Genomic DNA, 12,776 nt, shown 5'->3' with positions numbered 1-12,776 from the left:
GGCGAGTCAGGTCCCGCGACGCTTTGCTCGCCGGGTCGCGTCGGCCAGGGTAGGATCATCTGGCCACGGGTGCTTCGGATAGCGTCCCTTCATGTCGGCCTTCACGTCTTTCCAGGAGCCCGCCCAGAATCCCGGAAGATCCCTTGTGATCTGGATCGGCCGTTGCGCAGGTGACAGCAATTCCAGGATCAGCGGAAGCTTGCCGTCGCAGACGCTAGGATGAATTGTCAGTCCAAAGAGTTCCTGGACACGGATCGAAAGCGACGGGCCGGCGGCAGCGCCATAGTCTATCGGAACTTTGCTGCCCGTTGGCGCAGTGAAGTGGGAGGGTGCAAGCGCATCGAGTTTCGCGGCAGCATCAAAGGGCAGGAGGCCTGCAAGTGCGTTGCCGAGGAGAGCGGCATTCACACTTGCGAGACTTGTCAGGCCAGACAGATAGGGTTGCAACCAGTCATCAAGCGTGCCGGTCAGGTGTTGATCGGAAAGGTCGGGCAGGTCATCCGCACCGTTTTCACGAGAGTATGCGACCCGCTTGCGCAGCCGTTGCTGGTCCTTGCTCCACGGCAAACGGGACGTCCCTCTGCGCCTGATCTCATTGATCAGGGCTCTTTCGACCGCAGCGGGATCTGCCGACCTGATTGATGTCGACTGAAGTTCCACGGCCTTGTAGCGGACGACACGGCGGGCCTTGAGAGCACCTTCTCCGGTCAGCTGGACCTCGTCCTCCTCAACGATGTCACTGGCAAAAAGCTCTTCGATCTCACTCCGTGTGATGGGAGCGCAAAGCTGGACCCGGCCATTCGCCGCCTTTCCCTGTACTTCCGCAATCGCCAGGAATTCAGCGTCTGCGAGCGCGTTTTCGCGCTCCAGTTCCGCGCCTCGGCCATTGGCGAGACGGAATCTTCCGATCTGGCCACGCGCCTGGGCGACACGGTCCGGATAGGCGAGAGCCAACAATATTCCTGCGCTTTCGATTTCAACTCCGGTGCCATTGCCACCGGCCTGTTTGAGCCACCTTGAAGCGAGCGCGCGGCCATCCTTTGCACGTTGGCTCTTTTCGTTCCGGACAGCCCGCAAGCGTGCGCGCAGATCCGGGTCACGGCCACCGAGACCGGGTTCGGACAGGAGCAGTGCGATCAGGGCTGCGGTATATCCGAGACCCCGATCGGCACCTTCAATCACCATGTGCGCAAGGCGGGGGTGCAGCGGCAGACTGGAGAGTGCTTTTCCCTGCCTCGTCAGATGACCGGCCGCATCGAGCGCACCGAGATCCGCCAGGAGTGATTTGGCCTCTTTCCAGGCGGCTGAGGGAGGCGGGTCGGCGAAAGTGAGGCTTGTCGGGTCGAGCGTGCCCCAGGTCGCCAGATCCAGAACGAGACCTGTGAGATCCGCTTCGAGGATTTCAGGTGCTTCGGCTGCAGGGAGGGCGACAGTCTGAGCCTCGTCCCAAAGCCGATAGCAAACGCCGGGTTCCGTCCGTCCCGCGCGGCCTCTTCGCTGGTCCGCGGAGGCACGCGATACACGCACTGTTTCAAGCCGGGTGAGGCCCGTTTGCGGTTCGAATTTCGGAACGCGTGCTAGACCGCAATCGATGACAACGCACACGCCTTCGATGGTCAGGGATGTCTGAGCGATCGAACTGGCAAGCACGATCTTCCGGGTGCCGTCTTCTGCCGGTCTGATGGCGGCGTCCTGCGCTTTTGCGTCGAGACCGCCGTAGAGGGGTGCAACCTGGCAATTGGCGGGCAATCGGCCGGAGAGAATGTCGGCCGTGCGCCTGATCTCTCCCTGGCCCGGCAGAAACACAAGCAGCGAGCCAGTCTCCTCACTGACAGCCTGCCGGATTGCGCGCACGGCCTGCGGTTCGATCCGGTCCTTCGGATCACGTCCGAGATATTTCGTTTCGACCGGAAAACTGCGTCCCTGACATTCCAGAACGGGAGCATCGCCAAGCAGTTTCGAAATACTTGCAGCATCCAGTGTTGCGGACATCGGGAGAAGCCGCAGGTCTTCCCGCAAGGCGGACTGAACATCAAGCGCAAGAGCAAGCCCGAGATCGCCATCAAGGGACCGTTCATGAAACTCGTCGAACAGGATGGCCGCAATCCCGGAAAGCTCGGGATCGTCGAGTATGAGGCGCGTGAACACCCCCTCCGTAATGACCTCGATACGTGTCCTGGAACTGACCCTGGTCTCCATGCGAACACGGTAGCCGACGGTTTCGCCGGGCTTTTCGCCAAGTTCGCTCGCCATTCGGCGTGCGGCTGCGCGGGCGGCGAGCCGGCGTGGTTCCAGCACCAGGATCTTGCCGTCCTTTCGCCATTTGGCATCAAGCAGGGCAAGCGGGACGCGCGTTGTTTTGCCTGCGCCGGGTTCGGCCACGAGAACCGCATTGGTGCCGGCGTCCAGCGTCCTGAGCAGGTCCGGCAGAACGCCGTCAATGGGAAGTGGTGTTCCAAAGGCGCGGCGCACGGTCATTTCCGCCGGTTCAGCCCGTCGCGGCGACGCGGCCGGACGTCCACTGGCGCCCGTGCATGTCAACCGCAAAGGTGTCTGGCGACCGGGCAAAGGAAGCAAGACCTTCCAGGGCCGGATCCGGGTGTCGGACGATGAAAGTCGGGATTTTGGCCATGAGGGTCTCATGGGGTGCTTTCGCCTCGAAGGCGGCCCGGAAACCGTCATCGGTCAGGAAACGTGTGATCCTCGGTGTTATGCCACCGGTGAGATAAACTCCGCCCCGGGCAAGAACGGTCAATGCGAAGTCGCCTGCCACGCGACCGAGGCATCGAGCAAACACTTCCAGTGTCTTGACGGCAATCGGGTCGTTGCCGTCCGCAGCCTGGGTGATACTTGCCGGTGTCTCGAACCGGCGCTCGGCATTCATCCAGACTGCGACGGCCCGCGCAAGACGGGGCAGTCCTGTTCCACTGAGGAGTTGTTCAGCGCCTATGCGTCCGCCGACCTGCTCGATATGCGGCCAGATATCCATGTCTTCCCGGGTCACGGGGCCAAGTTCCACATGACCGCCTTCGCCCGGTACCGGAACCCAGGTATCGGACGCAAAGATCATGGCAGCCGCCCCGAGACCGGTTCCCGGTCCCAGCACGAATTTCGCGCTGTCTTTGCGCACGGCGCCCTTTCCGACCTGTTCGACATCCGTGCCGCTGTAGCCTGGCAAAGCGAGCGCTTGCGCTTCGAAGTCATTCAGGACAATGACCTCATCCAGCCCGAGGTCGGCGATCATCTTCAGGGGTTCGATAACCCAGGCGGCGTTGGTGAGCGGTATGGCATCGCCCGTAACCGGCCCGGCAACAGCTATGATCGCTGTTCTGGGTTTGATTTCAGTTTCGGGCAGGACAACCTGGCGGACGGCGGACGAGATATCGGAATGCCCAGCCGTCGCGGTCTTGCCACACATGCGGGTCGGTGCGTTGGCGTGGTCGACCAGCGCAAAGCGAGCGTTGGTTCCGCCGATATCGGCAACCAGAACCGGATAGGCAAATGATTTGGAATGATCGGAAAAACTCATGATGCAGTCGAACCAACCTCGGGCGTATCTGACGTTGTACCAAGCCCCTTCAATCGCGCGGACCGCAGGAGTATTTCCGCAGTGGATACGTTCAGCGCCATCGGAATATCGTAAACGATTGCAAGGCGCATCAAGGCTTTGACATCTACATCGTGCGGCAGGGGTGACATGGGGTCAGCGAAAAAGATCAGCCCCTGCAGCTTTCCCTCCGCGATCAGGGCGCCGATCTGCTGGTCGCCACCCAGCGGCCCGCTCTTGAGGCGGGTGAGGGAGAGTTCCGGACAGGCATCCAGGACGCGTCCTCCCGTGGTCCCGGTTCCGACCAGATCATATGCTGCCAGTTTGTCCCGATGGCCCCTGGCGAACTCAACCATAACGTCTTTCTTGGCGTCATGGGCGATAAGCGCGAGCGTGGGTATTTCGGACATGCAGATCCTCATTGCGATATGACAGACGGCGGGTTGGTATTAGCCGCAAAGACACGTCAGCGCAAAGGGCGATGTGCAAAAGACGATGTGAAATCACCGAACCGGTTCAGTCGGACGGTGCTGTCGCTGGCCGCCAGAAACAAAAAAACCGTGTTCCAAGCCGGAACACGGTCAATCAAAGAAAGAAACGTGGCCCGGTCAGTCGAAAAGGTTGCATCGCACGGGTTCACGGGCCGAAACACGCTGGAAATAGGGGTCGGGTTCATTCAGGTGCAGTCCGGCGATTTCGAGGACGAGTTTCATGCGGATAGCATCTGCAAATCCTTCCTTGGAGCGAACGGGAATTGCAAATGAACCCGGTCCACCGATCACGCAATCCTCGTAGTAGTGATCAAGGTTGAGCATCGCCTGCCAGGTGTTCTTGTTCGACTTCATCATCAGGGGAAGCCCGTTTATGGTCACGCCCGAGGCAATCATCCGGTCGCGCATTTCCGTAACCGAGCCTCCCTGGTTGTTCGGCCCGTCGCCGGATATGTCGATCACGCGCCGCAGGCCCATGTACTTGTTGTTCTCAACCAGTTCGACCGATTTCTGCAGGGCGGATGCAATCGATGTGCGCTGCACCTGGCGCAGCGGAGCTTCGGCGATTTTGGAAGCGAAATGGGACGCAGACGCGGCGTCCTGAACGATTGTCCAATTGGCGACGATGAAATGTTCGTCGACACCGCCCCATTCCATGTAGGTGACGGCGACACGGCCGATCGGGCCAACCTGGATTGCGTCGAGAAATTCCCTCGAAGTCAGGGCCGAAACGTAACCGGCGCGCTGAATTTCCTGCTCTTCAGTATCCATGGATTGTGAGATGTCGACGGCCAGGACGAGTTCGACGTCCACTTCGTTGGCCGGATCGTAGGTGTATTGCGCGGCGGCAGCCAGTGCCGGCCGGTAGTCCCGGGCTTGCGTGGGGGCGGTACTCACAAAGGCCGCACCTAATAGGGACAGTATTGTTGCTACTGCAAGTGCACAGTCTTTCGTTATGTCGAGACGCATGGTTTTCTCCTTTTCAGCCTTTCGGCTGAGGTGCCACGTCTCCCCAGTTTTTATTTTATTGTTCTGTTACTCGTCTTTTTGATCCTTGTGATTTCTACGCAGGCATCAGAAATGCCATGAAATAGTCTGAGATTTTACTTTGCAAACTACGTGCCAAGGGTACCGGAATTCAATTTATCTGGCAAAATCAAATGTGCACGGAGTGCGTATATTCCACAGATAGGAAATATCTGCCGGATTGCTAGGCAATTATTGCCTATTTGGGTCACGATTCTGACATCAACCGGCAAAAATTGCCGTGCCGCCAGGTTGCCAATGTGGACCATGCCTGCGGTGAAATGCAGCAAAATGCCCAAAATTCGGACGTTTTGTGGGTTGACGGATACGCCCTTGCTGGGCATGATCTGAAGAAATTCTCACTAGATGAAGAATTTTTCAGCGCATATAGCGAAGTATGCGCGACAATGAAAAGCTCCACCAAGGAGCGGTGTATCGTTGGTCGGAGCCGCATCGGCTGCGCCAACCAGAGGGGAAGGTGCTGACGCAGTATGCAGACGCGCGAAGACGACTGGACATCTTACATGGCCATCCGGGCGGCCTGGCTGTCGTTCGTGGGCGGCCGCACGCAAGGTGAGATCGCATCCCAATTGGGTGTGTCTCCGGCAAAGGTGCATCGTCTCATTGCCCACGCCCAAAAGGCAGGTTACGTGAAGTTCCAGGTTGACGGCAGGCCAATGGAATGTCTGCAGCTGGAAAAGGAACTTTCTCACTATTTCAGCCTGACCAACTGCATCATAGCACCCGATCTCGGCGGCGGAGATGATGAAGCTGTCCTGCGTGCGATTGCGGTTTCAGCGTCGCAGTTTCTCACTGGCCTGCTAACGGGTGCACACGTCACACGGTTGGGTGTCGGCATGGGTCGGACATTGACGGCGGCGGTAGAATCGCTGCCGAAGACGGCGCGGTCCGATCTCGAAATCATGTCGATCTGTGGATCGCTCACCCGCACTCTTGCTGCCAACCCATATGACATCGTCCAGAAAATGCAGGAGAGAACCGGCGGCATCGGTTATTACCTTCCTGTTCCCTATTTTGCGGAGAACCTGGACGAGAAGGCGATGTTCCTGACACAGCGGAGCGTGCAGGACCTGATGGCGCGCGCGCGCCAGTCCGATGCGTTTCTCATTGGCATCGGTTCGGTTGAGAATGAGGGGCATCTGGTTCAGCGCGGCATGATTTCAAAGCAGGAACAGGAAGAATTGATGTCTTGCGGGGCGGTCTGTGATTTGATGGGCCGCTTTTTGACGATTGAAGGAGAACTGGCTCCCGATCCGCTCGGCGATTGTGCCGTCGGTCTGCACTTTGACGAAGTGCGCGGGCGCCGCGTGATTGCGCTGGTGGGTGGCGAGAGCAAGGTGGATGCCACGCTTGCTGCACTACGTACCGGTGTCATTACCGATCTGGTGGCAGACGAGACCCTCGCGAGGGCTCTGAGTTCGCGGGTCGGATTGCAACTGGCACAGTCCGCATGAAGCGGCTGGGTCACGAGGGGAAACGGGCCGGTCAGATAAGACAGGCCCCCGCATGTCGGAGGACATATACGTGAAAAAGTTTCTAACCATCGGCACGGCGCTTGCCGGACTGGCCTTTTCCATCGCGAGTGCACAAGCAGCCGATATCAAGCCCGCCGTGCTATACGATCTGGGCGGTCGGAATGACGAATCGTTCAACCAGGCAGCTTTCACCGGAGCCGAGAAGTTCAAGGCCGACTACGGCGTTGAATTCCGTGATTTCGAAATTCAGAACGACGCTCAGCGTGAACAGGCTTTGCGCAACTTTGCCAAGCGCGGCATGAACCCGATCGTGGCTATCGGCTTCTCGCAGGCCAATGCGGTTGAGAAGGTTGCAAAGGAATTCCCCGATACACAGTTCGCGATTGTCGACATGGTCGTCGATCTGCCGAACGTCCGCTCGATCCTGTTCAAGGAACATGAAGGGTCCTACATCGTCGGCATGCTTGCCGCGATGGCTTCCGAAACCGGGAAGGTCGGTTTTGTCGGCGGGATGGACATTCCATTGATCCGCAAGTTCGCCTGCGGCTACAAGCAGGGCGTAATGGCCGTGCAGTCGGATGCGGAAGTGTTTGAAAACATGACCGGCACAACCGGCGCCGCCTGGAACGATCCGGTCAAGGGCGGAGAGTTGGCCAAGTCGCAGTTCGATCGTGGCGCGGATGTTGTCTACCACGCGGCAGGCGGCACCGGCATTGGTGTTCTCCAGGCTGCAGCCGATGCAGGTAAACTCGGCATCGGCGTCGACAGCAATCAGAACGGCCTGCACCCGGGATCCGTGCTGACATCCATGCTGAAGCGTGTCGACATCGCCGTCTTCCAGGCGTTTGAAGATGCCAAGAACGATAACTGGTCTTCCGGCTTCGAGGTTCTCGGCCTGCAGGAAGGTGGCGTTGACTGGGCACTCGACGCCAACAACGCGGAACTCGTTAACGACGAGATGAAGGCGGCCGTCGAAGAAGCCACCCAGAAAATCATCTCCGGCGAAGTTGTTGTCCATGACTACATGGCCGATGAATCCTGCCCGGGCTAAGTGACGGCCAGACCACTGCAGCCTCCGCGCATGGGCGCGGAGGTTTCCCATAATATGTTCTAGCCAGTTGGGGGACCGGATGTTCCGTCTGAGCTCAAGCGCCTGCGCAGCGATATTCGTTGCCGCGCTCTCTGCCACGGCTGCCTGCGCCGACCCGGCCATCGTCTACTCCGTTGGTGGTAAGTTCGACGGCTCATTCAACGAGAGCGCCTTTGCCGGCGTGAAACGGTACATGGAAGAGACCGGCGAGAATGTCAGGGAATTCGAACTGGAACGCGACGCCCAAAGTCTGCAGGCGTTGCGCAATTTTGCAAGCAGGGGCAATGCACCTGTCATCGCGATAGGCTTCAACCAGGCCAACGCCCTGAAGCAGGCGGCAGAGGCTTTTCCAAATTCCGACTTTGCGATCGTCGACATGGTGGTCGATCAGCCTAACGTGCGTTCCTATGTCTTCAAGGAGCACGAAGGTGCCTATATCGGCGGCCTGCTCGCCGCGATGGCTTCGGAGTCTGGCACTGTCGGTTTTGTCGGGGGCATGGACATCCCGATCATTCAGAGATTTCTCTGCGGCTACAAACAGGGTGCCTTGTCGGCCGACCCTGACATCAAGGTGCTGTTCAACATGACCGGCGACACGCCTGCCGCGTTTGCCAATCCGGTTCGTGGAGGCGAATTGGCAACTGCTCAGATCAAACGCGGTGCTGATGTGGTGCTTCAGGCAGCGGGTGGCACCGGGCTTGGCGTGTTGCAGGCTGCCGCGGATGCGGGCGTGCTGGGCATCGGGACGGATAGCAACCAGAATGGACTGCACAAGGGCAAGGTTCTGACGTCGATCCGCAAACGCGTCGACAACGCCGTGTTTGACAGCTTCAATTCTGCCCGGGAAGGCTCGTTTTCGCCGGGTATTCAAGTCCTTGGCCTTGCGGAAGGTGGTATGGACTGGGTTCTGGACGAGAACAACAGGCCATTGATTTCCGATGAAATGAAAACTGCGGCCGATGCGGCAGTTGCCGGAATATCAGACGGAACCATCAAGGTTCATGATGTCATCAGTGACGGAGTGTGCCCATACTGAGGTACGTTTGCGGCGATGGGCAAACAGAAATGAAAAGCAAACTACGTCGGGCCTGGGGGACGGCATGAGCGAAATTCCGGCAATTGAGCTGCGCAAGATCAACAAGAGTTTTGGACCGGTTCATGCCAACAAGGACATTGATCTTGTTGTGAAAAAAGGGTCCATCCACGGGATCATAGGAGAAAATGGCGCGGGCAAGTCGACGCTCATGTCAATTCTCTACGGGTTCTATCATGCTGATGACGGCGACATAATCATCAAAGGCAAGAAAGTGACGATCGCGGACTCCAAGGCCGCCATCGGCATGGGGATCGGCATGGTTCACCAGCATTTCATGCTGGTCGACAATTTTTCGGTTCTGGAAAACGTGGTTCTCGGCGCGGAGGACAGTGCGCTGCTGGCAGGCGGGCTGTCGCGTGCGCGCACCGAATTGAAGCGTCTGGAAGAAGAATATGAGCTGCGCGTCGACCCGGAGGCCCTCATTCAGGATCTGCCCGTCGGTCTGCAGCAACGTGTTGAAATATTGAAAGCACTCTACCGCAGTGCCGAGGTTTTGATCCTTGACGAACCGACCGGTGTTCTCACACCGGCAGAGGCGGACCATCTGTTCAAGATCCTCGACGTTCTCAAGAATCAGGGAAAGACTGTCCTGTTGATTACGCACAAGCTGCGCGAAATCATGGCTGTCACCGACACGGTGTCCGTCATGCGCCGCGGCGAGATGGTGGCGACCAGGGAGACGGGGAACACCTCCATGGAAGAACTGGCCGAGTTGATGGTTGGCCGGTCGGTTCTGCTGCGTGTCGACAAGGAGCCGGCGCAACCGGAAGCGCCGGTCATGGAAGTTGAAAATCTCACGGTCACTGACAGCCGTGGTGTCCAGGTTGTCAAGGATGTGAGCCTTTCGGTCCGGGCCGGCGAAATTGTCGGCATCGCCGGAGTGTCGGGCAATGGACAGTCCGAACTGCTGGAGACACTGTCCGGCATTCGCCGCGCCACAAGCGGAACGCTAAAAATCCATGGTGAAAGCATAGATCTTGGCACCAGCACACTTGATGCTGCGGACATGCGCAAGAAAAACATGGGCCACGTGCCGGAAGACCGGCACCGTATGGGCCTGATCAACAGCTTCACCGAATACGAGAATTCCATTCTTGGTTATCACCGCGACCCCGCCTATTCCCGGGGCTTGCTGATGGACCTGGCGGCGATCAAGAAAAACGCGGTCGCCGAGATCGAGAAATACGATATCCGACCACCCAATCCGATGCTCAAGACGGCGAATTTCTCCGGTGGCAACCAGCAGAAAATTGTTCTGGCACGGGAGATAGAGCGGGACCCGGAGGTATTGTTGATCGGTCAGCCGACACGCGGTGTCGACATTGGTGCAATTGAGTTTATTCACCGGCGGATCGTTGAACTGCGCGATGCAGGCAAGGGCATTTTGCTTGTTTCGGTGGAACTCGACGAAATCCGTGCGCTGTCGGACAGGGTTCTGGTGATGTTTGATGGCAAGATTGTCGGAGAGCGGGGGAGCAACGCTGATGAGGGCGAACTCGGCCTGCTCATGGCAGGTGTCGAAGACAATCGCATGACAGCTGAAGGAGGCGTCCAATGAGTGGCGGTCAACTTCCGCGCTGGGTCGATCTCGGCCTAATCCCCTTCCTGAATCTTTCAGCTGCCTTTCTGGTATCCGGACTGGTCGTTATCCTGATCGGGGAAAATCCGCTGGACGCCGTCAAGGTCCTCCTCTGGGGGTCGCTCGGTTATGCCGAGGGCTTCGGGTTCACGCTGTTTTATGCGACCAACTTCATTTTCACCGGCCTTGCTGTCGCGGTCGCCTTTCACGCAGGTCTGTTCAACATCGGCGGTGAAGGGCAGGCTTATGTCGGTGGCCTCGGGGTTGCGTTCGCCTGCCTGGCGCTCGACCAGTACGTACCCTGGTACGTGACATTGCCATTCGCGATCCTTGGATCGGCTGCGATGGGAGCAGCCTGGGCTTTCATTCCGGCCTGGTTGCAGGCCAAGCGCGGCAGCCACGTGGTTATCACCACCATCATGTTCAACTACATTTCGTTTTCGTTCATGGTGTACCTGCTGGGCAATGTCCTGAAGAAGCCGGGCTCCATGCAGAACGAGACCCGGACCTTTGAAGATGGCGGCCGGCTGCCGTTTCTGAACGACGTTTTCCCGTCCTTCGGCTTCGGCTATGCGCCGGTGAACCTGTCCTTGTTCGTGGCTCTGGCTGCCTGTGTGGCCGTCTGGTTCCTGATCTGGCGCACGAAACTCGGTTATGAAATCAGGTCCTTCGGCGCCAACGCCACGGCGGCCGTCTATGCCGGGATTTCACCGGTGCGCATCATCGTTGTCACGATGCTGATATCCGGCGGTCTCGCGGGCATGATGGCAATCAACGAAATCATGGGCTCGCAACACCGGTTGTTGATCGATTTCGTCACCGGTTACGGCTTTGTCGGTATCGCGGTCGCTCTCATGGGGCGCGCCCATCCTGTCGGCATCATCCTGGCGGCCGTGCTGTTCGGCATGCTCTACCAGGGCGGCGCGGAACTCTCGTTTGAAATGCCGAACATCACCCGCGACATGATCATCGTCATCCAGGGTCTTGTCATTCTGTTTGCAGGGGCGCTTGAACACATGTTCCGGCCGGCGATTGTCAGGTTCTTCACGCCCTCCCAGGCCCTTGCCGCGAAGGAGGCGTGATCATGTTCGAGACAATCATTTTGATGATGGACGCAACAATCCGCGTGTCGACGCCTTTGCTGCTGGCCTGCCTTGCGGGGCTCTATTCCGAACGTTCGGGTGTTGTTGACATCGGACTTGAAGGCAAGATGCTCGGTGCGGCATTCGGCGCAGGAGCGGTTGCCTACATCACCGCCAACGCCTGGCTGGGTCTTCTGGCCGGGATTTCGGTCTCCGTTCTGCTCAGCCTTCTGCATGGATTTGCGTCGATTTCAAACCGGGGCAACCAGATTGTCTCTGGCGTTGCCATCAATTTTCTGGCTGCCGGGCTGACAGCGCTCCTGGGGCAAACCTGGTTCCGCCAGGGGGGAAGAACTCCGTCTTTGCCCGACGGAGGACGTTTTACCGAAATCGTGTGGCCGTTTGCGGAACAGGTCCGCAATATTCCGATCATCGGCCCGTTCTATGCAGAAGTTTTGTCGGGGCACAAGATTCTCGTCTACGTCGCCTTTCTTGCCGTTCCGCTGACCTGGTGGATCCTGTTCCGAACCCGCTTTGGCCTGCGCCTGCGTGCAGTGGGCGAAAACCCGGCCGCCGTTGACACCGCGGGCATCTCGGTTGTCTGGATGCGGTATCGCGCCGTCATTGCGTGCGGCATCCTCTGCGGTGTTGCGGGATCCTATCTCTCGATCGCTGTTGGCTCGGGCTTTGGCGTCAACATGACGGCCGGTCAGGGTTTCATGGCACTGGCGGCGCTAATCTTTGCGAAGTGGAAGCCGGTCAGTGCAATGTTTACCTGTCTGCTGTTCGGTTTTCTTGATGCGGCTGGCACCCGGTTGCAAGGCGTTGAAATCTGGCTGATCGGTGAAGTCCCCCTGCAGGTGTTTCAGGCGCTGCCCTATGTCCTCACCGTCGTCCTGCTTGCCGGCTTCATTGGCAAGGCGATCCCGCCGAAGGCAGCGGGCATTCCCTATCTGAAGGAGCGCTCATGAGCGATTTGAACGCATTGTTCGAGGCGGCCAAATCTGTTCGCGAAAAGGCTTATGCGCCCTATTCGAACTTTCTGGTAGGGGCAGCGTTCCGCACGCCGGACGGGTCAGTTTTTACCGGCTGCAACGTTGAAAACGCCTCTTATCCGGTCAGTGTCTGCGCCGAAGGTGGTGCGGTCAGCGCCATGATTGCTGCGGGTCACCGCGAGATTGAGGAAGCGGTTGTTGTCGGCGACGCCGCACTTTGCACACCTTGCGGCATCTGCCGTCAGCGTTTCGCCGAATTCGGCGCAGACAATCTCGTTGTTCATATCGCCGATCTGAATGGCATCAAGCGCAGTTTCACGCTCGAGGAGCTGTTGCCTGCCGCATTTGAACTTGAAGACAGGAAGGACTGACCC

At 58.5% G+C, this 12,776-nt stretch carries 11 protein-coding genes; 7 read left to right on the top strand and 4 right to left on the bottom strand.

Annotated elements, in window-relative coordinates; all coding sequences use genetic code 11:
• Positions 1–6 precede the first annotated feature (6 nt).
• From hrpB to LA5095_RS25250, 4 genes are all read right to left on the bottom strand, one after another.
• A complete protein-coding gene (gene hrpB / locus LA5095_RS25265; protein ID WP_055120420.1) occupies positions 7–2,478 on the bottom strand; it encodes an ATP-dependent helicase HrpB in 2,472 nt (823 codons plus the stop codon).
• Positions 2,479–2,488: 10 nt separating this feature from the next.
• Complete coding sequence (locus LA5095_RS25260; RefSeq protein ID WP_082442960.1) at positions 2,489–3,529, bottom strand: ROK family protein; 1,041 nt, start codon at positions 3,527–3,529, stop codon at positions 2,489–2,491.
• A complete protein-coding gene (locus LA5095_RS25255; RefSeq protein WP_055120418.1) occupies positions 3,526–3,957 on the bottom strand; it encodes a methylglyoxal synthase in 432 nt (143 codons plus the stop codon). The genes LA5095_RS25260 and LA5095_RS25255 overlap by 4 nt, the downstream gene beginning before the upstream one ends.
• Before the next feature lie 198 nt (positions 3,958–4,155).
• Entirely contained in the window at positions 4,156–5,007 is an 852-nt protein-coding gene (locus LA5095_RS25250; RefSeq protein ID WP_082442959.1) for a DUF1194 domain-containing protein, read from the bottom strand.
• A gap of 548 nt (positions 5,008–5,555) precedes the next feature.
• On the opposite strand from LA5095_RS25250, the gene LA5095_RS25240 reads away from it, so the two are divergent.
• The 7 genes from LA5095_RS25240 to LA5095_RS25210 all read left to right on the top strand — a co-directional run bounded on the left by LA5095_RS25240 (position 5,556) and on the right by LA5095_RS25210 (position 12,773).
• Entirely contained in the window at positions 5,556–6,539 is a 984-nt protein-coding gene (locus tag LA5095_RS25240; protein WP_029062127.1) for a sugar-binding transcriptional regulator, read from the top strand.
• 70 nt (positions 6,540–6,609) lie between these two features.
• Complete coding sequence (locus tag LA5095_RS25235; protein WP_029062126.1) at positions 6,610–7,611, top strand: BMP family lipoprotein; 1,002 nt, start codon at positions 6,610–6,612, stop codon at positions 7,609–7,611.
• A gap of 79 nt (positions 7,612–7,690) precedes the next feature.
• Positions 7,691–8,686 (top strand): BMP family lipoprotein, encoded by a 996-nt coding sequence (locus LA5095_RS25230; protein WP_055120093.1) that lies wholly within the window; start codon positions 7,691–7,693, stop codon positions 8,684–8,686.
• Between the two features lie 64 nt (positions 8,687–8,750).
• Positions 8,751–10,304 carry an ABC transporter ATP-binding protein gene (locus tag LA5095_RS25225; protein WP_055120091.1) on the top strand — a complete coding sequence of 518 codons (1,554 nt, stop codon included), beginning with the start codon at positions 8,751–8,753 and terminating at the stop codon, positions 10,302–10,304.
• The gene (locus LA5095_RS25220) at positions 10,301–11,407 is read left to right on the top strand and encodes an ABC transporter permease (RefSeq protein ID WP_029062123.1); all 1,107 of its coding nucleotides are present in this window, start codon (positions 10,301–10,303) and stop codon (positions 11,405–11,407) included. The genes LA5095_RS25225 and LA5095_RS25220 overlap by 4 nt, the downstream gene beginning before the upstream one ends.
• Positions 11,404–12,378, top strand: coding sequence for an ABC transporter permease (locus LA5095_RS25215; RefSeq protein WP_408010368.1), 975 nt, complete (start codon positions 11,404–11,406; stop codon positions 12,376–12,378). Before LA5095_RS25220 ends, LA5095_RS25215 begins: the two co-directional genes overlap by 4 nt.
• On the top strand, positions 12,375–12,773 hold the full coding sequence (locus LA5095_RS25210; protein WP_055120089.1) for a cytidine deaminase: 399 nt from the start codon (positions 12,375–12,377) through the stop codon (positions 12,771–12,773). The genes LA5095_RS25215 and LA5095_RS25210 overlap by 4 nt, the downstream gene beginning before the upstream one ends.
• Positions 12,774–12,776 lie beyond the last annotated feature (3 nt).

The sequence above is a fragment of the Roseibium album genome, assembly GCF_001404515.1.
Classification (GTDB): Bacteria; Pseudomonadota; Alphaproteobacteria; order Rhizobiales; family Stappiaceae; genus Roseibium; species Roseibium album.
Note: the sequence above shows the minus strand (reverse complement) of the source record. Positions and strands in the feature narration are given on the sequence as shown.